We start from the raw sequence: 24,546 nt of genomic DNA on the forward strand, positions 1-24,546 counted from the left end.
CGCGCCCCCTCAGATCACCATCCGATACATCACGAAGCCCGACTTCTCCGCCACCTTGTCGTAGAGCCGCATCGCCTTGAGGTTGGTCTCGTGGGTCAGCCAGTAGACCCGCGAGGTGCCGGCGCGTCGCGCTGCTTCGAAGACCCCGTTGATCAGCGCCTCGCCGACCCCTCTGCCGCGGGCTGCCTCGTTGATGAAGAGGTCCTGGAGATAGCAGTTCGGCTGGATTGCCGTGGTGGTGCGGTGAAAGATGAAGTGGGTGAGCCCGACCAACCGGCCCTTGTTCTCGGCAACCAGGGCATGCATCGGTTCATAGGCATCGAAGAAGCGCGACCAGGTCATATGGGTGATGTCGGGAGCGAGTGCGGCTTCGCCCGAACGTCCGTAAAAGGCGTTGTAGCCCTCCCAGAGCAGCAGCCACTGGTCGTAGTCGCCCCGGACGACCGGGCGGATGGAAAGGTTTTCACTCATCGTCGAACCCACCGGAAAGGCCGTTGCGGGGGCGCCAGCATAACCCTTGATTTCGGCAAGGTCTATCTGGCAGCCGCATGCCGTCGATCACTGATTTTTATCTGAATCCGTCGAGGCGGTTGCCGCGCCCTCTCCTTTCGCCCGCCGCATCAGCGCGATCACCTCGGCGTCGGTGGTTTGCTCGAAATCGTCGTAATAGATGCTGACCGCATGAAAGGGATGAGGCGTTGCGAGGCAGACGACCCGGTCCACTTGACGGCGAAGGCCGGCGATTGCACTCGGCGGAGCCACCGGGACGGCCACGACAAGTGCCGCAGCGCCCGCCTTCCGGAGCGCCTGGACGGCGGCCCTCACCGTGCCGCCGGTGGCAATCCCGTCGTCGACGAGGATGACCTTGCGCCTTTCCGGAGAAATGCGCGGCCGGTCGCCGAGGTAAAGTTCGCGGCGGCGCTCCAGTTCCAGGCGCTGACGCGACACCTCGGCATCGATATATTCCTGTGAGGGTTTGACCACGCGCATGACCTCGGCGTTGAGCACCAGTTGCGGTTCGTCGCCATCGACGAGCGCGCCGAGGCCGAACTCGGCCTGTCCGGGAGCGCCGATCTTCCGTACGATCAGCAGTTCGAGCGGAGCACCGAGGACCGTCGCCACCTCGAAGGCAACCGGCACGCCGCCGCGTGGCAGCGCCATCACCAGGGGCTCGGCAATGCCCTCGCTTGCGATGGCAGCAGCGAGCCTTCGCCCCGCGTCGATCCGGTCTGCGAAGCAAGGTCTCTCATCCGACATGGAGCACGCTCCGGAGCATCGTCTGACAGGTTGAACCGATGCATATCATGAGAGGTATCGGCCCCTTAGGTTGGATGAATCGTCCGAGAACCGTGTGCTCCCGTATCCGACTGGATGGCGCGGGTGAAGATTCTTGTCGCAACCAGTGCGAGAAAGACCAAACGCTCAAATTGCAGCGAATTTGGCCGGCCTTCGTTAACACGGCGCCGCTACCAATTTGTTCACGCATACCGCTGCCCCGAAAGCCATCCGCTTCATTTTAGCACGACAGGCCGTTTCGAAATGAGCATTTTCCCTGCCATATCGGTCATTGCGCTTTTTGCCCTACTGCCCGCCCTTCTACGACTGCGAAGCTCCGAAAAGGCCGGCGTCCGGGAATTCGCGATCGCCTGCTCACTATCGGCGATTGCAACGGCGCTGCTGATGGCGGCGACGTCGTTCGGGTTTCCGCTCGCCGCAATGCCCGGCCATGCGGTGCTGATCTTTGCGCTTTTCGCGCTCTTTCTCGGTTTTCGCCGACTCGACGACCAATCCGCCTCAATCGGCTTCTGTGCTACGATGGCATTTGTTGCTGCGGCGGCGGGCCTTCTCGTCGATGCGGGCAGCGAGGACAGCTTCGGCGCGCGCATGATCGTTATCGCCGGCTGCGGCGCGGCTCTGCTTGTCGTCATCGGCCTCCCGACCGTTGATGAATGGGCGAACGACAAGCCGGCTTTGCGCGCCGGCGTCCCCGGCCTTCTGACGGTCGCCTTTGCCGGGCTCGTTCACGCTGTCCGATCCGCGCCCGAGACCTCCCCTGAACTCTCGGCCTCCCCTTCATCGGTAGTCTTCGAATTCTCCCTTGCCTTTCTGCAGATATTCTTCCTCCCCACTCTTTTCGTCGCGGTTATCCTGACGATCGAGAATCGCGTCATCGTTGGTCTCAAGACGATGCTCGCACGTGACCCCCTGACGGGCGCACTGTCGCGCAGGGCGCTCATCGAAGACGGCGAGAAAGCGATCGCCCATTGTCTTGCCGATCATCGTCCGGCGGCCTTCCTCCAGCTCGACCTCGACTATTTCAAGCAGATCAACGACCAATACGGTCACGCCTGCGGCGACATGGCGCTCGCCCATTTCGTCAAGACCGTGTCCGCTTTCCTCGACGGGCGCGGTATCTTCGGGCGGATTGGTGGCGAGGAATTCGGCATCGTGCTGCCGGACCATTCGGAAGAGCAGGCTGCAGCAGTCGCCGAAGCGATCTGCCGCGCCGTGCGCGACACGCCGGTCGGTCGGGCGCATCAGCGCATCCGCCTGACGGTCAGCATCGGCATCGCCGCAGCGGCACCCGGCGACACGATCATGGACGTCATGATCCGCGCGGATCTGGCACTTTACGATTCCAAGGCCGATGGCCGTGATCGCTGCTCGATCGCCAGGCCTCGCCATATCGATGCCAGCGCCCGGGTGCTTGCAGCCGCCGCGGCGCAGCTGCGACAGGCCGACGTCCCTCACCAGGATCAGATGCGCCACAGCGCGTGAGCGGAGCAAGCGAAGCGGCGACGTGACATCTTGCATCGCCGACGCTGCCACCTATGTGAACGGTGCTGCTCGTTGGAGGATCCCATGTCTCGCCGCATCCGCACCCTGCTCCTCGCCGCCGCTCTGGCATTGACCGCCACGGCCGCCCCCCCTGCTCGCGCGGAAACAGTGGGCAAAGTCGGCGTCGACTGGCTCGGCAACGATATCAAGATCGATGCCGTTCGCGATCCGAAGGTCAACGGCGTCACCTGCCACGTCACCTATTTCGATCGCAGCGTCATCGACCGCCTGAAGAACGGCAACTGGTTCGAGGATCCCTCGAACAACTCGATCGCCTGCCGCCAGACAGGTCCGATCAGCATCGGCGATATCGATCTGTCGAACGAGGGAGAGGAAGTCTTCCGGTCCGGCCTGTCGCTTATCTGGAAGGATCTGCTCGTGACCCGCATCTACGACAAGGCGAACGACACTTTGATCTATCTCGCCCATTCGCGCCAATTGACCGACGGGTCGGCCAAGATGTCGATCACCACCGTTCCGCTCTTCGGCCAGACCGTCACTTGGGAAAAGGGCCGTCCCCAATAAGCACTGCCGCCGCAATTGCGGCGGCAGTATGCAAGCTGGCCCCTTCGGGGCCCGATTGCTCAGGACATCAGGGCGTCGGCGGAAAGATGCCGCGATAGTATTGGCCCTCACCCGACTCGTATCTTTCCCTGTAGGTGGTGCCACCGATGGGCGTAACGCGCTGTCCGTCGATGCTGCCCGTGGGCATGACGTCGACGTTCGACGGCGTGGTGCTACGCGGCATCAGCACGCGCGTATTGTTCTGCGTCCCCGGAGGGTTATGCGGGTCTATGCCCTGGTAATAGCTATCCGCGAAGGCTGGTGCGGCAACACCGGCAAGCGCGGACGAGAGGACGAATGCGGCGAATGATGTTTTTAGAGAAAATCTCATGACCTTAGCTCCTATCTCCATTCAGCATCCTCGCCTCCTGACGGATGCAACATGGCAGCATACGGCCTCCTAACGAATGCTGCTGTTACCAGCATAACACCTTTCGCTGCCTTGGCTTCCTCCGCACAGTCAATGTTTCGTCACGATTGCTCCTGCAACCGTGATGGAGATGAAGCAACTTTAACTTGACGCAGTGGCGGGCCTCGATGGCGCGAGATCCTGTCCACGGCCGGAAAAGCCGCGCCGGCGCTCACCTCGCTCGGCCGGCCGGCGGGCTTGCCGGGCTCCTGTCGCTCAGGGAACAGGAGCCGGTGGGATGATACCCTGGTAGTAGTCACCCTGACCGCCGCCCTGGTACTCGTTCTCGTAGCGCTCGCGGACTTGAGAGGGCGATCCGCCGTAGATGCCCATCGGCACCGGCTCGACATACACGGGTGCGGGGTCGACGTAGATGCTGCCGGTCGGCGCTGGATCAACATAGACGCCGCGATCGACGTAATACGGGCTCTCCACCATCGGGACGTATACCGACCCTCTGTTCTGCGTTCCCGGCGGATGATGCGGGTCGATGCCCTGATAGAAGCCGTTCGCAAAGGACGGTGCGGCGGCTCCGGCAAGCGCGAACGAGAGGACAAATGCGGCGAATGAAGCTCTTGGAGAAACTCTCATGGCATTGCTCCTTGTCCGTTTCAGCATCCGACTTCAACGGACGCTGCGACTAACAGTATAAGATCTCCTCACCGACGCTGCACCTTTCATAACTCGGATGCCGTGCAGGTGTTCCTGCACGCGAGCGTCACTGCCTCCCGACCAGCTAGCTGCACCTTTGCCCCTCGCCGGATCTACCGACGCCCCGCCGTAACGCAAAAGGCCCGCTCTCGCGGGCCCCTGCATGTGTCTCTACGAGCATCCGGGCCTATGCGGCCTGGGCCAGCTCGTCGGCAATGACCGTATCGAGGTTGAGGAAGCACACCATCGACTTCTCGAGCGCGACGATGCCGCGGCAGAAGGCACGCTGGGCCTCCGGAATGATTTCCGGCGCCGGCTGCAGGTCTTCGCTGCGGATCGTCATCATGTCCGAAACCTGCTCGACCAGGAGGCCGACGAGCTTGCCGTTGATATCGGTGACGATGATCGCCGAACGCTCCGAGGGCTCGGTCATCTTCATGCCGAGCCGGCATGCCATGTCGATGACGGGGATCACCGCGCCGCGCAGGTTGATGAGGCCGAGCACGTAGGGCGGCGTATGCGGCATCGGTGTCACCGGTGCCCAGCCGCGAATCTCGCGGATCGCCATGATGTCGATGCAGAATTCCTGGTCCCCGAGGTGGAAGGAGACGATTTCGAGATAGGCGCCGGACTGCTTGATTGCGTTGCTCATGATCAGAATTCTTCCCAATTGTCACCGGAGGCCGTGACGGAGGGTACGGCGGCCGATGTGTTGCCGAAAGCGCCCGCCAGCTTGCCCATCAGGGCCTTGGCGGGAGATGGAGCCGGACGGGTGGATGCCTGGGCAGCTGCCGGCTGATGGAGAGCAACGGGTTTGGCGGCCACTGCCTTGCGTGCACCGGCCTGCATGCTCGAGCCTGCCGCGCTAGTCTTGATGGACGGCGCCGCCGCCGGAGCAGCGGCCCGCATCGTCGTTTCGCTGACCTGCCCGTTGCGGAACTGGCTCAGGAGCTCGCTGAGCTTCTCGGCATCCTGGGCGAGCGTGTGGCTCGCCGCATTGGTCTGTTCGACCATCGCGGCATTCTGCTGCGTCATCTGATCGAGCTGGCCGACCGCGGTATTTATCTCGTGGAGTCCGGTCGACTGCTCGCGCGCCGCCTGTACGATGGAGCTCATGTGTTCGTTGATGCGTGCGACATTTGTACCGATGCGGCCAAGGGCATCGCCGGTCGCCTGGACCAGCTTGACGCCGGTTTCGACCTCGGTACCCGAGCGCGTGACCAGCGCCTTGATGTCCTTCGCAGCACCCGCCGCCCGTTGCGCGAGCTCGCGGACCTCCTGAGCGACGACCGCAAAGCCCTTGCCGGCGTCGCCGGCCCGCGCTGCCTCGACGCCGGCATTGAGCGCCAAGAGGTTCGTCTGGAAGGCGATCTCGTCGATGACGTTGATGATCTTGCCGATCTCGTTGGATGCGCCCTCGATCCGGGCCATGGCGGAGATCGCCTCGCCGACGATGCGACCCGATTCCTCGGCATTGACGCGCGTCTCGCCGACCATGCGGCTTGCCTCTTCGGCGCGGTCGGTCGCCGTCTTGACGGTGACCGTGATCTCTTCGAGAGCCGCCGATGTCTGCTCGAGCGATGCCGCCTGCCTTTCCGTCCGCCGCGCCAGATCGTCGGCGGCACTGCGCATCTGCCGGCCGTTGGCGTCGATCGAGATCACGTTCTCCTTCACATTGCCAAGAACATGGCTCAGCCGGTCGACCGTGTTGTTGAAGTCACGCCGGAGCGTGTCGAGTCCCTCCTCGAACGGCTCGCGGATCGATACTGCGAGATTGCCTTCGGCAAGTTGATTGAGCGCCCGGCCGAGAGCGTCCACCGCCGCCTTGATGCGGCCGACCACCTGCTCGCGCTCGGCAGCCTGGTTTTCGCGGTCCCTTTCCATCTCGTTGCGGCTTGCGGCGGTATGCTGTTCGAGCGAGCGCTTTTCCATTGCTGCGGTCCGGAACAGATCGACCGAGCGGGCCATCTCGCCGATTTCGTCGCTGCGGTCGAGGGCGGCGACGGCCGACGTCAAATCGCCGGAGTGGATGCGCTGCATGCTGTCTCGTAGCCCGAGGATACCCCGGCGAAGCGCGTTCCCGTGGAACCAAATCAACCCCAGCATGCCGGCCATGGCTAGGATGCCCACAAAGGATTGCAATAGGAGCGCGTCGCTCGAAGCGACGCGCGCTTCCTCGGTACGCGCCGTGGCAAGATGGGCCGCAGCGTCGGTGATTTCAGTCAGGAGGGCATTCATGCGTTCGCCGCCGCCGTCGATCGCATCGTCCAGGCGGCCGAATTCCTCCGCCGGCGCGCCGTCCTCCACCAGCCTCTTCAAATCTACTTCAATCGCCTGGCGGAGTGCGGCGAGGTCGGATCCGAAACCCGCGAGCTGCCCGGATTTGCCAAGCAGCCGCGCCAAGGCTTCGAGATCGGGCATCTTCGCGTCGAGCAGGGCGAGCGACTCCTTGATCTGCGTCGCCCGCTCCGGCTGGATCCTGCCCTCCTCGCGGTCGATGATCGTATCCATCGCAATGAGTACCAGTTCGATACTGGCAAACCGCATATCCTCGGCGATTTTCATGCCTTTCTCAGCGATGATCGCCTTCTCGAGCGCGGCTTCAGAGCGACTGTTTTGGTAAAAGCCGACCCCAAGCACGCAGCCGAAACCGAGAAAGGCCGCTGCTGCGAGCGTCGCCAGCCGCTGGCTGACAGAGAGGGTGCGGGTTTCGGAAGGAGACGTGGTCATTTGACTGGCAGTCCGTGGCAATGGACCTGCCCGACGCGAGCGCGGTCCTCCGTTGCAATCGATGCGGATAGCCGGGCTCGATCAACCGGATGACCTCATGTCATATCGAAGTGGTGGCACTCCTCCGCGTCAGCCGACAGTGTCAAAGAGACCTTAAACAATCGCTAATACACCGTTCCCACTGCCTCGAAGAAGCTGGATGGGACGGCCTCTTTTCTTGCCGTTTTGTGATGCTATGATCGTCTCATGCGCACGGATACGAACAGATCCCTTTCTCCCCTCGTGCTGACCCTTCTCACCGGGGCGTTCGCGCTTGTCTGCCTCTTCGCATTCCAGGGCTGGCTCGCCCATAGCGCGGATATTTTCCTCGCATTCGCCGAAACGGGCGTTTCCTGGTGCTTCTAGGAAAGCGCGAGCGGAGCAAGTAAGCCTCCAAGACGGGAGCGAAACGTCTGCGGCAATTGGGCCTTTGCGCCGGCTGCGACGAAGCGCTATCAAAAGCCTCCATGTTCATCGACGGCCGGCAATCGGCCGCAACAGGCCGGTGGCAATGATGAAGTCAATCCGCATCGCCCTTTGGGCAGCCATCCTCGTCATGGTGGCCCTCCTGGGCTGGCTCACTTACGACATGACCCAGCCGAAACAACAGGCGTCGGCCGGCCCCTTCGGCGTGCCCTTCACGCTGGTGGCCCAGAACGGCCAGCCGATCACCGAGAAGGCGTTCGCCGGCAAGCCGACCGCCCTCTTCTTCGGCTTCACGCATTGCCCGGAAGTCTGCCCGACCACACTGTTCGAATTGAATGGCTGGCTTGAAAAGGTCGATCCGGAAGGCAAGAAGCTGCAGGCCTATTTCATCACGGTCGATCCGGAACGCGATACGCCGGAGATCCTCGGCCAGTACGTCTCCAACGTGTCGAAGCGCATCACCGGCATCTCCGGCCCGCCGGACAAGGTGCTCGAAATGGCCAAAGGCTATCGGGTCTACTTCAAGAAGGTGCCGGTTGACGAAGCGAAGCCTGATGGCGACTACACCATGGACCACACCGCTTCGGTCTTCCTGATCGACGCCGACGGAAAGTTCAGCGGCACGATCTCCTATGGCGAAAACCCCGAAACCGCGGTCAAGAAGCTCGAAAACCTCGTAAGGGGTTGAGGGCAGTTGCATAGCCTCGAAAGCGCCGGTCATCCGGCGCTTTGCGTTTATGCGCCAATCATGTTAGCGGCGGCCCGCGCGCCCGATCGAAGCGCGCAAAGGCCGTTGGGGCAGCCGAAGGGAAAAACCTTGAGCGAGATACGTCTTTTCGTCACCACCACCGAGAAGCAGGCGGCAGCCGTTCTCGACGTCATCAGCATGATCTTCGAAGACGAGGGTTACGCCGTTGCGACGATGGAAATCGACGAGAAGCGCGACGTCTGGGAAGCCTCCGTCTACATGATGGCGCACGAAGAGGAGAGCGTCGGATCGCGCCTTGCCGATGCGCTCGCCGCCGAATTCTCTCATCTTCCGATCGAGCGCGAGGTGCTGCCGGAGATCGACTGGATCGCCAAGTCGCTGGAAGGCCTCGCACCGGTGCGCGCCGGCCGTTTCGTCGTCCACGGCTCGCATGATCGCGACAAGGTGAAGACCGGCGAGATCGCCATCGAGATCGATGCCGGGCAGGCCTTCGGTACGGGCCATCACGGGACGACCGCTGGCTGCCTGGAAATGCTCGCCTCCGTGGCCCACTCACGTTGCATCCGCAACGTCCTCGACCTCGGCACCGGAAGCGGCGTGCTGGCGATTGCCGCCTGGAAACTCCTGCATGTACCGGGGCTCGCAACCGATATCGATCCGATTGCTACCCGCGTCGCAACCGAGAATGCCCGCCGCAACGGCGTCGTCGCCGGCCTGACCTTCGCGACCGCGCCCGGATTTCATTCGACGGCCTTCGGCGCCCATGCCCCCTTCGATCTCATCATTGCCAATATCCTGGCGCGGCCGCTGATGAAGATGGCACCCGAGCTCGTCGCGAATCTTGCCCCCGGCGGCTCGGTCATCCTTTCCGGCATTCTTGCCGAACAGCGCTGGAAGGTGCTCGCCGCCTATAATGGCCAGCGGCTCAGGCATGTTCGGACGATCTGGAGAAACGGCTGGGTGACGATCCACCTGACGAAATAGGTTTGGCCGTGCAAAGCGCCGCTCCGGGCGGCGCCTCATCTTTCCTGCCGCTCGGCAGCCCAAAATGAAAAGGCCGCCCAATCCTTCATGGAGGGCGGCCTTTTCGAAACAAAGGCGATGCCGGAGCATCGCCCGCTGGCCGGCTTTTGACCGACCATGCCCGCGAGCTTGAGGAGGAGGAGCGCTCAAGCGGGCTCTACCGTTCCGAAATTGGCCACCTTGAGGGAGGAGGAGAACAGATGACCAATTATCTCGGAACTGCAGTCTTTTGAACTGCCGGACCTTCGTCCGTGTTCGTTGGCGCCCTTATACCCCATTATTTCAATAGAGAAAGATACACTGGCGCATGGGAGCCATGCGGGCAGCGCATATGTATGACAAATGGAGTGAGGCGGTTGCGCGGTCGTCGCGCATGGCAGAATGTCGCCTCTTTCCCCCGAAGCGCCCTTTCCGCTAACATGGCACCACCTTCCCTGCGGCTCTCCGCCAAACCCAATTGGAAATTGTCATGTTTCAGTCCTTCGACGTCACCTCCACGCCCCAGTTCGGCAAGGAGCGGGCCACCGCGCTGCGTGCCGCTTTCGCGCCGCTCGGCATTGACGGCTTCCTCGTGCCGCGTGCCGACGAATTTCAGGGCGAATATGTGCCGGTCTCATCCGAGCGGCTGTCCTGGCTGACCGGCTTTACCGGATCGGCAGGCGTCGCCCTTGTCACGCAGCGGGAGGCAGTCGTTTTCGTCGACGGACGTTACGTGACCCAACTAAAGGAGCAGGTCGACGGCAGCGTCTTTACCGGCGGCGACCTCGTTGGAGAGCCGCCGCATGTCTGGCTGGAGGTGCATGCGCCGAAGGGGTTCCGTCTCGGCATCGATCCCTGGCTGCATACCGCGGCGGAGGTCCGCCGGCTCGAAAAGGCGCTTGCGGCAATCGGCGGCGCGCTCGTCTTCCTCGACCACAATCCGCTCGACCGGCTCTGGACCGACAGGCCCGCGGCTCCCCTCGGCGGCGTGACGATCCAGCCGATCGAGCATGCGGGCCAATTGGCCAAGGACAAGATCGCCGCGATCGCCGCGACGGTGGAAAAAGCCGAGGCAGCCGCGGTGGTATTGACCGACCCCTCCTCCGTCGCCTGGACGTTCAACATCCGCGGCAGCGACGTACCGCACACGCCGCATCCGCTGGCCCGCGCCGTCATTCATGCGAACGGTCGCGCCGAGCTCTTTCTCGACAAGCGGAAGACGGGGATCGAACAGGAAGCCTATCTGACCCAGCTTGCGGATATGCTGCCGCCCGGCGATTTTGGCGATCGGCTTGCATCGCTCGCCGCGAGCGGCGCCGCGATCATGATCGATCCGGATCTCGCTCCCTTCGCCATTGGCGAACTGATCCGTTCGAGGGGCGGTGTCATCGTCGAGGCCATCGATCCCGCCCGCCTGCCCCGCGCCCGCAAGAACGCTGCAGAGATCGCCGGATCGCTGCGCGCGCACCTGCAGGACGGAGCGGCGATGGTCGAATTCCTCGCCTGGCTCGCCGGAACGGAGCCCGGCAGCCTTACGGAAATCGGCGCGACCAAGAAATTGGAGGCGGTTCGGGCCGCTGTCGGCGAGCGCATGCAGAACCCGCTAAAGGACATTTCCTTCGATACGATTGCCGGCGCCGGCTCGCACGCCGCGATCATGCACTACCGCGTCACCACCGACACCGACCGGCCGATCGAGGCAGGAACCATGTTCCTGATCGACTCGGGTGCGCAATATATAAACGGCACGACCGACATCACCCGCACCGTCGCGATCGGCAGCGTGCCGGAGGAGCAGAAGCGCTTCTTCACCCTGGTGCTGAAAGGCATGATCGCAATCAGCACGGCGCGGTTTCCCAAGGGGTCCCGCGGTGTCGATCTCGACCCCCTCGCCCGCATCGCGCTCTGGAAGGCGGGTGCCGACTATGCGCACGGCACCGGCCATGGAGTCGGCTCCTACCTCTCGGTTCACGAGGGCCCGCAGCGGATCGCCCGGCTTGCCACCCAGGAACTCCTGCCCGGCATGATCCTTTCCAACGAGCCCGGCTACTACCGCCCCGGCGCCTTTGGCATTCGCATCGAAAATCTTGTCGTCGTGCGTGAAGCCGCGCAGATCGCCGGCGGCGATCTGCCGATGCTCGGCTTCGACACGCTGACCTATTGCCCGATCGATCGGCGGCTCGTGCTGCCGGCCCTCTTGAGCGACGAGGAACTTGCCTGGCTGAACGATTATCATGCGGAGACGCGGGAGAAGCTGATGCCGCTCATTGCCGGCGAGGAAACGCGCCAGTGGCTGAAGGCCGCAACGGAAGCCGTTTCACGTTGAGTAAGCTGTGTAGGTGAGAGGTCGGTAGGGAGGCCCGGCGGCGTGGGCTGGGGCTACAGGGGGCAGCCGGGCCTCCGTTGGGAGGTTTGATGTCTCAACCAACAACGCCGTTATATGCACCCCGGCGCTCGCGTGTAACCCGAGAATTTTACTGGATTGCCGGCAAATCTCCGAATTTTCCGCCTCGGCAAGCCTGGGGCGGAAGCTGAAAAGCCGGAACGAGACCGGCTTCTCCCTCAGATCCCGAGCATTTTCTTTGCTTCGCCGAGGGCTGCTTCCGAACCGGCATGATCGCCGGACTGGTGCAATTGCTCGCCCTGCGCGCGCAGCTCCTTGACCTTGGCCATGTCAGCCTCGGAAAGCGAGGCGTTCGGAATGGCGGCGTCGATTGCGGCCATCATTGAAGGGCACTGGTTGGCGAAGGCGGCCATAGGCGCGAGGGCCAGCATAAGGGCAAACGTGATCCTGGTAATCATTGTCGCTCCTCCACGGCCGGAGGGCTCATGCCTCTCCGGCATTGGATGAATGATAATCCATGACGGTGCCGGCGCCAATGCACCGTCGCGCAACCAAAAGGATGCTGCGAGCCCACGACTACAGGATCACGTGGCGGATCGCCATCACCACGACCCAGCCGACGAGCAGCATCCGCAGCGTCGAGAAGCGGAGCCCCGCGGCGAAGGCGACGAACATCGAAGCGGCCACGTCGAAGCCGCCATAGACGAAAGCGGGTGCCACGAGCGTCGTCAGCACGGCCGCCGGAACAGCGTTCAGCGCCGCCTCGAGGCGTGGGGGGATGTGCTTCAACTGCGTGATCAACACATAGCCGCCGACCCGCGTGGCAAACGTGGCGACCGCCGCGGCGATGATCAGGTAGAGCAGGTTGAGGTGCTGGGCATCCACGGCTCAGGCCTCCCTTTCGATTGCAGCCATTTCCCTTGGCTGCCGATCCTGCGGCAAGCACGCGGCAAGCACTACGCCGGCAAGCGCGCCGATGCTCACATGCCAGGGCGAACCGACGAAGTGCATGGCCGCAACCGAGGCGACCGCGCTCGCCGCGACAACGGGCAGGAAGCGGTCGCGCTTGCGGAAACCGAGAACCAGCCCCAGGAAATAGATTGGCAAGAGCACGTCGATGCCGATGACCCTGGGATCGCCGATCAACTGTCCGAAAACAGCGCCCATTGCCGTGGTGATGAGCCAGGGGAAATAGATGATCAGGCCGAAGCCGAGATACCAGGAAAAGCTGACCGGAAGCCCGCACTCGGCCCGCCTCTCGCTTTCCGCATATTGGGGATCGATCAGCAGGAAGAAGGCGAAGAACTTCTGAACCAGCGTGAAGTGGCGGATGTGCCTGGCGATCGAGGCCGAATAGAGCACGTGCCGGAAGTTGACGGCGAAGACCGACAGCACCACCAGCCAAGGCTGGACATTGCTGCCGAACAGCTCGATGCCGACCATCTGGCTGGCACCGGCATAGACCATGGCGCTCATGAACACCGCATCGGCGATCGTAAAGCCGTTGTCGACGGCGAGCGCCCCGAACAAGGCGCCGAAAGGCGATGCCGCCATCATGATCGGGAAGCCGCCGCGCAGCCCCTCGCGGAACTCGTCTCTGTCCATGGATTTCCTCCGGTCGGAGCCCGGCGCGAGCGGCACTCGCAAGCTCTTCGTGCGGGACAGATAGGCCCTCGGGGAAGCCGCTACAATTCAATTACACTGATGCACAGATTGAATTTTATGATGATTGGTCAGGAGGCCCCTGCTGGTTTCCGGCAGTGAAGGGCGCCCGCCCTTAGGGACGGATCGTCCTGTCACGCGATTCTGCCCCCTCATCCCGCTGCCGCGACCTTCTCCCGGCTTCTGGCGGGGAGAAGGCTAAAGCCGTGCTCTCTTAAGTCCCCTTTCCCGTTTGCGGGCCGAGGGGCAGAGATTGCGATTGCCGTGGCGCTTAACGCTTCGCCTGGAACGTATGCTCGATCCCCGGGAAGGAGCGCGCCTTCACCTCATTGGCATAGTCTTCCGCTGCCTTGGAGATCGCCGGGGCGAGCTCGGCGAAATGCTTGACGAAGCGCGGCTTGAAATCGTTGAAGATGCCGAGCATGTCGTCCGAGACGAGGATCTGGCCGTCGCAAGCCGGGGACGCGCCAATGCCGATGGTCGGCGAGCGCAATGTCGCGGTAATCTCGCGCGCGACCGGCTCGACCGTGCCTTCGACGACGATGGCAAAGGCGCCGGCGTCGTCGATCGCCTTGGCGTCGCGGCGGATCTTCGCCACTTCCTTCTCGTTCCGCCCCACCGAGCGGTAGCCGCCGGTGGTGTTAACCAGCTGAGGCATCAGTCCCACATGGCCGAGCACCGGAATGCCGCGGCTGACGAGGAAATCGACCGTCTCGGCCATTTCCGCGCCGCCCTCGAGCTTCACGGCGCTGCAGCCCGTTTCCTTGAGCACCCGCGCGGCGCTGCGGAAGGCCTGCTCCTTCGATTCCTGATAGGAGCCGAAGGGCAGGTCGACGACGATGCAGGCCCGCTCCGAGCCGCGCATCACCGCCTGGCCATGAGCAATCATCATGTCGAGGGTTACGCCGACGGTCGTGTCGAGGCCGTAGAGCACCATGCCGAGCGAATCGCCGACGAGCAGGAAATCGACATGCGGGTCGAGAAGCCGCGCGATCGGCGTCGTATAGGCTGTGAGGCTGACGATCGGACGTTCGCCCTTCAAGGCTTCGATACTGGCGGGGCTGAGCCGCCGTTTCGTGGTCTGGACGCTCATGTCAGGCAACCTTTGCAAAACGGGCGGATTTCGGAGCGATGACGCGATTGTCGAGCAGCTTGGTCGCGCCGAAGCGGACGAAAAGCAGGAGCAGCACCGGCTTGTCGCCGATCTCGCCGACCGGCTCGAGCGTCTCGGGATCGCGTAGCGCCACCACCTCGGGGCATGCCAACGGCTCGCTCGACAGGAAATCGGTGACGCCCTTCTCGACAACGGCCGGATCGGTGACGCCGCTCGCGATCAGCTGCTCGGCCTCGTCGAGCGCTTTCGGCACGACCGCCGCCGCCCGGCGTTCATCGGCAGTCAGGTAGACATTGCGGGACGAACAGGCGAGCCCATCGGCTTCCCGGACTGTCGGCACGCCGACAACGGTGACGGGCTGAGCGAGATCCGCGACCATGCGACGGATAATCTGCAACTGCTGAAAATCCTTCTCGCCGAAATAGGCGCGATCCGGCTGGACGATATTGAAGAGTTTGGTGACCACCGTCGCGACGCCGGCGAAGTGCCCGGGCCGCACCGAGCCTTCGAGCTCGGAGCCGAGCTTCGGCAGGTCGACGATCGTCTCCATCGGCTGCGGATACATGTCGGCAACACCCGGCGCGAAGAGGAAATCGACGCCGCCTTCCTCGAGCATCTCCTGATCGCGAGCGAGATCGCGCGGATATTTCGCGAGATCTTCGTGCGGACCGAACTGCAGCGGGTTGACGAAGATGCTGGCGACGACCACGTCGTTCTCGCTGCGGGCGCGGCGCACGAGCTCCATATGGCCGACATGAAGATAGCCCATGGTGGGCACCAGCCCGATCGTCTTGCCGCCGCGCCGGTGCTCGGCAAGGGCTGCGCGCAGCTCGGCGATAGTCGCTATCGTCTTCATCTCCGGACCCTCCAATCCGCCGGGGCGGGAAAGACGCGCCCCGCTTCGCTGATATGGCGAGAAGCCAGCCCCGCGAAAAGGCAATTGCACAAATTTTGGCTGCAAGGTCTATCTTGTGCAGCGCAAAAATACAAATGGAATTGGTGTGCGCCCGTTACCGCGGACGGAGGTAAGCCAGCCCTTGAAAGCCGTTTTCCCGGCGCCAGATAAATCTCTTTCCTACCTGTCGGCAGAAGACGTCCGCCTTCGTCCTTGGCCCGTCAACATCATCACGAGGAACGCTTCCATGCGCATGATTTTCGTTAACCTTCCCGTCAAGGACCTGAAAGCCTCGCGGTCCTTCTTCTCCTCCCTCGGCTTCACATTCAACGAGCAATTCTCCGATGATACGGCCGCCTGCATGGTCATCGACGACAATATCTTCGCCATGCTTCTGACCGAGCCGAAATTCCGTAGCTTTATTGTCGGCGAGATCAGCGACACCGCGCGCGCCACGGAGGTCATCACCGCGCTTTCCGCCGGCAGCCGGGCCGAATGCGACGAGATGTTCGACAAGGCGATCGCCGCCGGCGGCAAGCCCTGGAAGCCGGCGATCGACTACGGCTCGATGTATGGCGTGAGCTTTCAGGACCTCGACGGCCATGTCTGGGAATTCATGTGGATGGATATGTCGGCCGAGCAGCCCGCCTGATCGACAGGGTGCAAGAGACCCTCTCCGCACCGCCGACGCGGTGCGGCTGGATTCCTGTGACAAGCACAGGAATGGGAGTGAGAGGCGGCGCCCGCTCCGCATTACCCGCCGATCAATGCCAGCCACTCGTCCTCGTCCATCGTCTGGACGCCGAGCTCGTGGGCCTTATCGAGCTTCGAGCCGGCGCCGGGACCGGCCACCACGATGTCGGTCTTCTTCGAGACGGAACCCGCCACCTTAGCGCCAAGGCTTTCGGCCTTCGCCTTCGCCTCGTCGCGGGTCATCTTTTCGAGCGAACCGGTGAAGACCACGGTCTTGCCGGCGACCGGGCTGTCCGTCGCCACCCGTGTTTCCGCGCTCTCCGGCGTCACCTCTTCGAGAAGATCGGCAACGACTTTCAGGTTGCGCGGCTCCTTGTAGAACTCGACGATGGCACGCGCGACGACTTCGCCAATGCCCTCAATGCTGTTGAGCTCATTCCAGGCATCCCCGGCGAGGCTGCCCGCCTCCACCATTGCGGCGCCGAAGTGCTCGTAAGTTCCGTAAGAGCGCGCGAGCAGCTTGGCGGTCGTCTCGCCGACATGGCGGATGCCGAGCGCGTAGATGAAGCGATGCAGGGCGATCGAACGGCGGGCGTTGATCGCCTCATAGAGCTTGCGAACGCTGACCTTGCCGAAACCTTCTATGTTTTCGAGCTTAGTGAGCGACGCCGCCTGACGGCGCTCCAGCGTGAAGATGTCGGGCGCGGTCCGGATCGACAGCGTCGGATCCTCGCTTTCGAAGAAGAATTCGATCTGTTTCGATCCCAGCCCCTCGATATCGAAAGCGTGGCGCGAGACGAAGTGCTTCAGGTGCTCGACCGCCTGCGCCCGGCAGACGAAGCCGCCGGTGCAGCGGCGCACGGCGTCCACCTTGCCGGTCTTCTCGTTGATATCGCGCACCGCATGGCTGCCGCAGACCGGGCATGTGGTCGGAAACCTGTAGGGCTCCGCCCCCTCTGCCCGCTCATCCATCACCACGTCGACGATCTGCGGGATGACGTCGCCTGCCCGCTGGACGATCACCATGTCGCCGATGCGGATGTCGCGCCCCTCGCGGATCGGCTCACCGCTGTTGCCGAGGCCGCGGATATAGTCCTCGTTGTGGAGCGTCGCATTGGTGACGACGACGCCTCCGACGGTGACCGGCTCCAGCCGCGCGACCGGGGTCAATGCGCCGGTCCGGCCGACCTGGATGTCGATCCCCTTGAGCCGCGTGAAGGCCTGTTCGGCCGGGAACTTGTGCGCCGTCGCCCAGCGCGGGCTCCGCGAGCGGAAGCCGAGCCGTGCCTGCAGGTCGAGGCGATCGACCTTGTAGACGACGCCGTCGATATCATAATCGAGATCCGGCCGCTCGCGCTCGATATGGTGATAGTGCTCCAGCAATTCGTCTGCAGAAGAAAAACGCTGCATCAGCGGATTGACCGGGAAGCCCCAGGCCTTGAAGGTCTCGACCATGCCGAATTGCGTATCCGCCGGCATTGCCGAGATCTCGCCCCAAGCATAGGCGAAGAAGCGCAGCTTGCGGCTCGCCGTCACCTTCGCGTCGAGTTGGCGCAGCGACCCGGACGCCGTGTTGCGCGGATTGACGTAGAGCGGCCTGCCCTGTGCCGCCATCTCGGCATTGAGGGCGGCAAAATCGGATTTCGCCATATAGACCTCGCCGCGGACCTCGACGACGTCCGGCGCATCGGCCGGCAAGGTCTGGGGGATCATGCGGATCGTGCGGATATTGCCGGTGACGTTCTCTCCCGTCGTGCCGTCGCCGCGCGTCGCTGCCGTCACCAGCCGGCGGTTCTCATAGCGCAGCGACATGGAGAGCCCGTCGATCTTCGGCTCGGCGGTGAAGGCGATGGAATGGTCGGGGAGCTTGCCCAGGAAGCGGTAGATGCCGGCCACGAAATCGCGCGCATCCTCATCGGAAAAGGTGTTGTCGAGCGAGAGCATCGGCCGGGCATGGACGACCGCCTGGAAGGTCAGCGAAGGCGCCGCGCCGACCTTCTTCGAGGGGCTATCCTCGCGGACCAGCGCCGGAAAGCGCTGCTCGATCAGATCGTTGCGGCGCTTCAGCGCGTCGTAATCCGCGTCCGAGATCTCCGGCGCATCCTGCCCGTGATAGAGCGCATCGTGGCGGGCGAGTTCGGCCGCGAGGAAGGCAAGTTCCTCCGCCGCTTCGCTTTCGGTCAGTTGCTCGACGGGCTTGTTCTCGTTCAGCATGGATGGCGACTCCGGATTGCGAGTCGTTTTTACTGCATGATTCCTGAAATCGGAATCGATTTGAGGACAGAATAATTCAGCGTTTCAAAGTGCTTCACGGGCTTGGCAGATACTTTTCCGTCCTCACAGGAATGAGGACAGAGGAGAGGCCCTGCCGTACTGCAACCGACCAAGCCCAATAGGCTGCTGTCGTTTAGTGTGTGATTGCGCGCGGCGCTGTTGAGCAACGGGCGAGAATGAAAAGTGGTGCGATCAGCCGCCGCCCGCCAGCAACCGCGCCGCCGCCGCCCTCGCCTCCTCGGTGATAGAGGCGCCGGCGAGCATGCGGGCGATTTCTTCGGTGCGCGCCTCGTCGTCCATGCGGGCGACGCGGGTAGCGATCATCTCGGCCTTTTGCGCCGACGGTCCCTTGGAGATCAGCAGGTGCGTTGCGGCGCGCGCGGCGACCTGCGGCGCATGGGTGACGGAAAGCACCTGGACGGTTTTCGAAAGCCGCTTCAGCCGCTGGCCGATGGCATCCGCCACTGCACCTCCGACGCCGGTGTCGATTTCGTCGAAGACGAGCGTCGGCGCCGAGCCGCGATCGGCAAGCGCCACCTTCAGCGCCAGGAGGAAGCGAGAAAGCTCGCCGCCCGAGGCGACCTTCATGATCGGTCCCGGCCGCGTGCCGGGGTTCGTCTGCACATGGAACTCGACGATGTCGATGCCCTCGGCCGAGGGTGAATTGGGGTCCGTGGCGACCTCGACCATGAAGCGGGCGCGCTCGAGCTTCAGCGCCGGCAGTTCTGCCATCACCGCTGCCGAAAGCGCGCTGGCCGTATTGTGACGCTTTTCCGATAACGACCGGGCCGCGGCATCGAAGGCCGCTCTCGCCTCGGCCACCTGCTTTTCGAGCTGCTTCAGCTTCTCCTCGCCGGCGTCGAGATCGGCGAGATCCGCGATCATCCGGACGGCAAGCGCCGGCAGTTCGGTGACCGGAACCGAATATTTGCGGCTGGCGGCACGCAGGGCGAAGAGCCGCTCCTCGACGCGCTCCAATTCCTTCGGATCGAACTCAGTGTTGCGCAGCGCCCGCTCGACCGCCATCTGCGCGTCGGAAAGCTGGTTCAGCGCCCCGTCCAGAAGCTCGACCGTCTCTTCCAGCAGGCCCGGCGCCTCGTGGCTCTTGCGCTCGAGCCGTCGCACCAGCGAGGCGATTAGCGGCACCGGCGACGCATTGCCGTTCAGGAATTCGGACGCTTCGCTGATGTCGCCGGCGATCCGCTCGACCTTCATCATGCGCGCCCGGCTTTCGGCGAGTTCCTCTTCCTCGCCGTCCCGGGGCGCCAGTGCCTCGAGTTCCTCGACGGAGGAGCGCAGATAATCCGCCTCGCGCGCTGCCGCTTCGACGCGCTCGCGGTGCTTCTTCAGCCCCCGCTCGGCGTCCCGCCAGCCGCGATAGAGCGCGCCCACCTCTTCCGCCGCCTCGGTGGTGCCGCCGAAGGCGTCGAGCAGCGCGCGGTGCGCGTCGATGTCGACAAGCGCGCGATCATCGTGCTGGCCGTGTATTTCGACGAGCACCTGCCCGGCCTGGCGCATCAGCTGCACGCTTACCGGCTGATCGTTGATATAGGCCTTGGTACGGCCGTCCGCCGACTGCACCCGGCGGAAGATCAGGTCGCCGTCGTCGTCGATGCCGTTTTCGTGCAGCAGAAGCCGCGCCGCATGGCCGGGCGGCACGTCGAAGACGGCAGTCACCTGCCCCTTGTCCTCGCCGTGGCGCACCAGCGAACCATCGCCGCGGCCGCCGAGCGCCAGCGACAGGCTGTCGAGAAGGATGGATTTGCCCGCGCCGGTTTCGCCGGTCAGCACCGAGAGCCCCGCGTCGAAGCTGAGGTCAAGCCGTTCGATCAGGACGATATCGCGGATCGAGAGCTGGGCGAGCATCCGGTGTCATATCTTCGTTGGAGCGCCGAGGTTATCAGGCGCCGATGAGTTTCTTGCCCGCGCGCGCGATCCAGGACGTGCCGCTTTCGCGCGGTTCGAGACCGCCCGACTGCAGCAGCTTGTAGGAATCGGCGTACCACTGGCTGTCCGGGTAGTTATGCCCGAGAACCGCCGCCGCCGTCTGTGCCTCCGCGGTCACGCCCATGGAGAAATAGGCCTCGACGAGACGCGCCAGCGCTTCCTCGACCTGGTTTGTGTTCGGATATTGCTCGACGACGACGCGGAAACGGGAAATTGCGGCAAGATATTCCTTACGCTCGAGGTAATAGCGCCCGACCTGCATCTCCTTGCCGGCGAGCTGGTCGCGGGCAAAGCGGATTTTTGCCTGCGCGTCATCGACGTATTCCGAATCGGGATATTTGTCGACGACCACCTGCATCGCATCGATCGCCTTCTGGGCAGGCTTCTGGTCCTGCGTCACCGAGGGGATCTGCTTCGTATAGGCGAGGCCCTGGATATATTGCGCATAGGCCGCGTCTTCGGACTGCGGATAGAGATTGAGGTACCGGCTCGTGGAGTTGATCGCGTCCTGGTACTGGCCGTTGCGGTAGGCGACGAAGGCATTCATCACCAGTGCCTTGCGGGCATATTCGGAGAACGGATGCTGCCGGTCGATCGCCTCGAACTTGCGTCCCGCTTCCGTCGTCTTGCCGGCATTCAAATTGGCGAGGCCCTGATTGTAGAGCACTTCCGGCGGATCAGTCTCCGCGGTCAGCTTGGTGATGTCGATATCCGGATCGTTCTGGCAGGCGGTGATCAGGCTCGAGCCGGCGACTGCCGCAAGGACGACGGCGACGACGCGCGCTGATTTTCTCATGTCAACAGAAACTGCAAGGACCATCGGATATTCCCGTTTCACTTACACCGCCGCGCGTCTTATCACACGCGCAAAGGTCGCTGTAGCACTCTAGATTGCTGCATGTCTTTGCTCCTTAGCTCGAGCTCGATTTAAGGAGACATGCAGTAGCGGTTGGCATCCGCCAGACTTGCGCGTTTTAGAGCAAGTTGCCTCAAGACCGCAACGTCATGAGCGGCGATTCATGCAAATTTGTGACATTCGTCGGATATCCGCGCGATGTTCTTCATTTTTCCACCGCATTTCGCCGCGCTTTACTCTAGCCACCATGAAAAACGCCGGCCTTTCGGCCGGCGACTGGAGAAAATGAACTGTGTTTCTTTATGCCGACCAGGGCGCAAAACCCGGAGCGGCAACCGCGACCAATTCGCGGGAGCGCGTGCGCTGGCGCTGGGATGCGGTTTCCACAACCTCATAGGCGGTCGGGTCGCTCAGGAGGGCTTTCAGCGCATTGGCGTTCATCTTGTGGCCGCCGCGATAGGAACGATAGCAGCCGAGGAACGGTGCGCCGGCGAGCGAAAGGTCGCCCACCGCGTCGAGCGCCTTGTGGCGGACGAACTCGTCCGCGTAACGAAGGCCTTCGACATTGACGATCGTGTCGTCGTCCGAAATCACCACCGAGTTTTCGAGCGACGAGCCCAGCGCAAAGCCGGCAGCCCACAGCCGCTCGACGTCACGCATGAAGCCGAAGGTCCGCGCCCGCGACAGTTCCCGCTTGAAGACGGCCGGCGTCATGTCGCCCTTCCAGGACTGACGGCCGATCAGCGGGCAAGCGAAATCGATCTCGACTTCGAAGCGCATGCCGTCATAGGGAGTGAACTCCGACCAGGAAGCGCCCGATTCGATGCGAACCGGCTTGAGAATACGGATATAGCGGCGCTTCACCGCAAGCGCGCGGATCCCCGTCTGCTCGATGGCGTCGATGAAAGGCTCCGAACTGCCGTCCATGATCGGCATTTCCGCGCCATTGACTTCGATCAGCAGATTGTCGAGGCCAAGCGCATAGATCGCCGCCATGACATGCTCGATGGTGGCGATCGATGTTGCTGGCGAAAGTCCGAGCACGGTGCAAAGATCGGTATTGCCGACCTGCGACGAAACGGCTCTGAACTCGCTCACCCGTCCGCCGGCGAGAACCCGCTGGAAGACGATGCCAGCATCCGCCTCGGCCGGATGGAAGGTGATTTCCACCTCGGCGCCGGAGTGAACGCCAATTCCCTTGAGGGTTATCGGGCTTGCGATCGTCGTCTGAAACCCGAGCAGTTCGATTCCCATTCTCTCGTCACTTTCAATCAATTGGGCCGGACAATTGGCCGCAGCCAAACTCTTGCGGCACGCGGGCGACTTTCAGCACAGACCTACCAGTCGTGACCCGACGGCTGTCAGCCGAAGCCACGTTTGAACTGACAGCGTTCGATCGAATCGCGTGCGTCCCTATCCGATGCCGAAAATAAGAGTTCTGAGGCACCATTCCAAATCACTGTTCGTTTCGCTTTGTTACGCAATTCATATGCATGCAATCGAACGAACAACCCATTGAAAATGCCTGACAAAGTGAAAATGCCCGGGCTTTCGCCCGGGCACCGGCAAGGTGAAGGAACGCGTTGGAAATCAGTTAGATTGACGGCGCAGGAACGCCGGAATCTCGAGTTGATCGTCCTCGTGCGAGCGCATCTGCGGCGTGGCGCGGCCCTGATCGTCGAGCTGGCCGCGACGCGGAGCATAAAGGCTCGCCTCCGGCGACAGCGGGCGGCGCTGCTGGGAAGCGGCGCTCGGCGCTGCCGAGGTCATATCGGACGAGACATTCTGGCTCTCGCGCTCGCGCAGTCCGAGCGAGCTGGTGATCCGGTTGAGGAGGCCCATCGGACCACGCTCTTCCTGAAGCGCCGCAGCGGGTTGTGCGCGATGGTCGATCTCGGCCTTCACGACGGGCGGAAAGTCCTCGACCTTCGGCATACGCACCGGCTCGGCATGCTGGCGGACGACCGGCGCCGGCTCCTGGCGGACCGGCTGCGGTTGCACCTGCGGCTGAACCTGAGCCTGGATCGGCGCTTCGACGGGCCGCGGCATCGGCTGCGGCGCGCGGGCTACGGGAGCGGCTTCCACCGGAGCGGCGCCGGCAAAGAGCTTGCTCTGCGGGCGAAAGGCCTCTTCCTGGACCTGCGGAGCCGGTGCAGCGACCTGTGCCCGGGTTGCAATGTCGAGTTCACGCTCCATTTCGGCCTCGCGGATCGCAAGTGCGATCTGATCGACCTGCTGAACCGGCTGTTGGACCGGCTGCGGCGCGATCTGCTGGACCGGCTGTTGCTGAACCGGCTGCTGCGGGGCGGGAACGGCGGCCGACGGGCGGACGATCGACTTCGGCGCTACCGGACGAAAGTCGGCGGAGCGGCCGGGCACCTCTGCGGCTCCACGGTCGATACCGGTTGCGACCACCGAAACCCGGATCAGGCCTTCGAGGTCTTCGTCGAAGGTGGCGCCGAGAATGATGTTGGCGTCCGGATCCACTTCCTCGCGGATGCGCGTTGCCGCCTCGTCCACCTCGAAGAGGGTGAGGTCACGGCCGCCGGTGATCGAGATCAGCAGGCCTTGCGCGCCCTTCATCGAAGTTTCGTCGAGCAGCGGGTTGGCGATCGCCGCTTCCGCAGCGGCCATGGCGCGGCCTTCGCCGGATGCCTCGCCGGTTCCCATCATGGCGCGGCCCATTTCGCGCATTACCGAGCGGACGTCGGCGAAGTCGAGGTTGATGAGGCCTTCCTTGACCATGAGGTCGGTGATGCAGGCAACGCCCGAATAGAGAACCTGGTCGGCCATGGCGAAGGCGTCCGCGAAGGTCGTCTTGTCGTTGGCGATCCGGAAGAGATTCTGGTTCGGGATGACGATCAGCGTGTCGACCGACTTCTGCAGATCGGCAATGCCCTGATCGGCGATGCGCATGCGGCGCCCGCCTTCGAAGTGGAAGGGCTTGGTGACGACGCCGACGGTCAGGATGCCCTTGTTGCGAGCGGCCTGGGCCACGATCGGGGCAGCGCCCGTGCCGGTGCCGCCGCCCATGCCGGCGGTCACGAAGCACATATGCGTGCCCTGCAGGTGATCGATGATTTCATCGATGCACTCTTCCGCAGCGGCGCGGCCGACTTCCGGCTGCGAGCCGGCGCCGAGACCCTCGGTGACGGCGACACCCATCTGGATGATCCGTTCGGCCTTGGTCATGGTGAGCGCCTGCGCGTCCGTGTTGGCGACGACGAAATCGACGCCCTGCAGGCCCGCGGTGATCATGTTGTTGACGGCGTTGCCGCCGCCGCCGCCGACGCCGAAGACCGTGATGCGGGGCTTCAGCTCGGTAATGTCCGGCTTTTGCAAGTTGATGGCCATAGTACCGTTCCTTCTCTTTTTCTGGCCGCCTTGCCGAGC

Annotated in this window: 23 protein-coding genes; 7 read left to right on the forward strand and 16 right to left on the reverse strand. The window is 63.3% G+C overall.

The genetic code is table 11. The features are described 5' to 3' along the window. Positions 1 to 9: 9 nt before the first annotated feature. Both SS05631_RS10410 and SS05631_RS10415 read right to left on the reverse strand, forming a co-directional pair. Entirely contained in the window at positions 10 to 471 is a 462-nt protein-coding gene (locus SS05631_RS10410) for a GNAT family N-acetyltransferase (protein WP_037415551.1), read from the reverse strand. Positions 472 to 558: 87 nt separating this feature from the next. After that, positions 559 to 1,257: a phosphoribosyltransferase family protein gene (locus tag SS05631_RS10415; RefSeq protein ID WP_037415541.1), complete on the reverse strand. Its 699-nt coding sequence runs from the start codon at positions 1,255 to 1,257 to the stop codon at positions 559 to 561. 282 nt (positions 1,258 to 1,539) lie between these two features. Between SS05631_RS10415 and SS05631_RS10420 the strand changes: the two genes are divergently transcribed. Beyond that, the gene (locus tag SS05631_RS10420) at positions 1,540 to 2,778 is read left to right on the forward strand and encodes a GGDEF domain-containing protein (protein WP_037415538.1); all 1,239 of its coding nucleotides are present in this window, start codon (positions 1,540 to 1,542) and stop codon (positions 2,776 to 2,778) included. A gap of 84 nt (positions 2,779 to 2,862) precedes the next feature. Then, positions 2,863 to 3,363: a CreA family protein gene (locus tag SS05631_RS10425; RefSeq protein ID WP_037415535.1), complete on the forward strand. Its 501-nt coding sequence runs from the start codon at positions 2,863 to 2,865 to the stop codon at positions 3,361 to 3,363. 67 nt (positions 3,364 to 3,430) lie between these two features. Here the strand turns inward: SS05631_RS10425 and SS05631_RS10430 are convergent, their stop codons facing one another. The 4 genes from SS05631_RS10430 to SS05631_RS10445 form a co-directional block, all read right to left on the reverse strand. Beyond that, positions 3,431 to 3,733, reverse strand: coding sequence for a hypothetical protein (locus SS05631_RS10430; protein ID WP_037415569.1), 303 nt, complete (start codon positions 3,731 to 3,733; stop codon positions 3,431 to 3,433). Positions 3,734 to 4,027: 294 nt separating this feature from the next. Continuing rightward, positions 4,028 to 4,402: a hypothetical protein gene (locus SS05631_RS10435; protein WP_037415532.1), complete on the reverse strand. Its 375-nt coding sequence runs from the start codon at positions 4,400 to 4,402 to the stop codon at positions 4,028 to 4,030. A 247-nt stretch (positions 4,403 to 4,649) separates the two neighbouring features. Then, the gene (locus SS05631_RS10440; RefSeq protein WP_037415530.1) at positions 4,650 to 5,114 is read right to left on the reverse strand and encodes a chemotaxis protein CheW; all 465 of its coding nucleotides are present in this window, start codon (positions 5,112 to 5,114) and stop codon (positions 4,650 to 4,652) included. Positions 5,115 to 5,116: 2 nt separating this feature from the next. After that, positions 5,117 to 7,192: a methyl-accepting chemotaxis protein gene (locus tag SS05631_RS10445; RefSeq protein WP_037415529.1), complete on the reverse strand. Its 2,076-nt coding sequence runs from the start codon at positions 7,190 to 7,192 to the stop codon at positions 5,117 to 5,119. Between the two features lie 246 nt (positions 7,193 to 7,438). Here SS05631_RS10445 and SS05631_RS31395 point away from each other — a divergent pair, with 246 nt between their 5' ends. The 4 genes from SS05631_RS31395 to SS05631_RS10465 all read left to right on the forward strand — a co-directional run bounded on the left by SS05631_RS31395 (position 7,439) and on the right by SS05631_RS10465 (position 11,694). After that, positions 7,439 to 7,597, forward strand: a complete 159-nt coding sequence (locus SS05631_RS31395) for a hypothetical protein (RefSeq protein WP_037415524.1) — start codon at positions 7,439 to 7,441, stop codon at positions 7,595 to 7,597. A gap of 148 nt (positions 7,598 to 7,745) precedes the next feature. After that, positions 7,746 to 8,345 carry an SCO family protein gene (locus tag SS05631_RS10455; RefSeq protein WP_037415566.1) on the forward strand — a complete coding sequence of 200 codons (600 nt, stop codon included), beginning with the start codon at positions 7,746 to 7,748 and terminating at the stop codon, positions 8,343 to 8,345. Between the two features lie 129 nt (positions 8,346 to 8,474). Further along, the gene (locus SS05631_RS10460) at positions 8,475 to 9,350 is read left to right on the forward strand and encodes a 50S ribosomal protein L11 methyltransferase (RefSeq protein ID WP_037415522.1); all 876 of its coding nucleotides are present in this window, start codon (positions 8,475 to 8,477) and stop codon (positions 9,348 to 9,350) included. Positions 9,351 to 9,858: 508 nt separating this feature from the next. Beyond that, positions 9,859 to 11,694, forward strand: a complete 1,836-nt coding sequence (locus tag SS05631_RS10465) for an aminopeptidase P family protein (RefSeq protein ID WP_037415519.1) — start codon at positions 9,859 to 9,861, stop codon at positions 11,692 to 11,694. Positions 11,695 to 11,930: 236 nt separating this feature from the next. On the opposite strand, the gene SS05631_RS10470 is transcribed toward SS05631_RS10465, so the two are convergent. The 5 genes from SS05631_RS10470 to panC form a co-directional block, all read right to left on the reverse strand. Continuing rightward, positions 11,931 to 12,170, reverse strand: a complete 240-nt coding sequence (locus SS05631_RS10470) for a hypothetical protein (protein WP_037415517.1) — start codon at positions 12,168 to 12,170, stop codon at positions 11,931 to 11,933. 118 nt (positions 12,171 to 12,288) lie between these two features. Beyond that, positions 12,289 to 12,597: an AzlD family protein gene (locus SS05631_RS10475; protein ID WP_037415515.1), complete on the reverse strand. Its 309-nt coding sequence runs from the start codon at positions 12,595 to 12,597 to the stop codon at positions 12,289 to 12,291. Between the two features lie 3 nt (positions 12,598 to 12,600). Then, a complete protein-coding gene (locus tag SS05631_RS10480) occupies positions 12,601 to 13,317 on the reverse strand; it encodes an AzlC family ABC transporter permease (RefSeq protein ID WP_037415513.1) in 717 nt (238 codons plus the stop codon). 328 nt (positions 13,318 to 13,645) lie between these two features. Beyond that, complete coding sequence (gene panB, locus SS05631_RS10485) at positions 13,646 to 14,467, reverse strand: 3-methyl-2-oxobutanoate hydroxymethyltransferase (protein WP_037415510.1); 822 nt, start codon at positions 14,465 to 14,467, stop codon at positions 13,646 to 13,648. 1 nt (position 14,468) lies between these two features. Next, positions 14,469 to 15,344: a pantoate--beta-alanine ligase gene (panC, locus tag SS05631_RS10490; RefSeq protein WP_037415506.1), complete on the reverse strand. Its 876-nt coding sequence runs from the start codon at positions 15,342 to 15,344 to the stop codon at positions 14,469 to 14,471. A gap of 286 nt (positions 15,345 to 15,630) precedes the next feature. Between panC and SS05631_RS10495 the strand changes: the two genes are divergently transcribed. After that, positions 15,631 to 16,035, forward strand: a complete 405-nt coding sequence (locus SS05631_RS10495) for a VOC family protein (protein ID WP_037386935.1) — start codon at positions 15,631 to 15,633, stop codon at positions 16,033 to 16,035. Between the two features lie 101 nt (positions 16,036 to 16,136). On the opposite strand, the gene ligA is transcribed toward SS05631_RS10495, so the two are convergent. The 5 genes from ligA to ftsZ all read right to left on the reverse strand — a co-directional run bounded on the left by ligA (position 16,137) and on the right by ftsZ (position 24,507). Continuing rightward, positions 16,137 to 18,290: an NAD-dependent DNA ligase LigA gene (gene ligA, locus SS05631_RS10500; RefSeq protein WP_037415503.1), complete on the reverse strand. Its 2,154-nt coding sequence runs from the start codon at positions 18,288 to 18,290 to the stop codon at positions 16,137 to 16,139. Positions 18,291 to 18,542: 252 nt separating this feature from the next. Then, on the reverse strand, positions 18,543 to 20,216 hold the full coding sequence (recN, locus tag SS05631_RS10505) for a DNA repair protein RecN (RefSeq protein ID WP_037415499.1): 1,674 nt from the start codon (positions 20,214 to 20,216) through the stop codon (positions 18,543 to 18,545). A gap of 34 nt (positions 20,217 to 20,250) precedes the next feature. After that, positions 20,251 to 21,117: an outer membrane protein assembly factor BamD gene (locus tag SS05631_RS10510; RefSeq protein WP_037415497.1), complete on the reverse strand. Its 867-nt coding sequence runs from the start codon at positions 21,115 to 21,117 to the stop codon at positions 20,251 to 20,253. Between the two features lie 336 nt (positions 21,118 to 21,453). Next, on the reverse strand, positions 21,454 to 22,407 hold the full coding sequence (gene lpxC / locus SS05631_RS10515; RefSeq protein WP_037415495.1) for a UDP-3-O-acyl-N-acetylglucosamine deacetylase: 954 nt from the start codon (positions 22,405 to 22,407) through the stop codon (positions 21,454 to 21,456). 336 nt (positions 22,408 to 22,743) lie between these two features. Further along, a complete protein-coding gene (gene ftsZ / locus SS05631_RS10520; RefSeq protein WP_037415492.1) occupies positions 22,744 to 24,507 on the reverse strand; it encodes a cell division protein FtsZ in 1,764 nt (587 codons plus the stop codon). Positions 24,508 to 24,546: the final 39 nt, after the last annotated feature.

It is taken from the genome of Sinorhizobium sp. CCBAU 05631 (assembly GCF_002288505.1).
GTDB classification, from domain to species: domain Bacteria; phylum Pseudomonadota; class Alphaproteobacteria; order Rhizobiales; family Rhizobiaceae; genus Sinorhizobium; species Sinorhizobium fredii_C.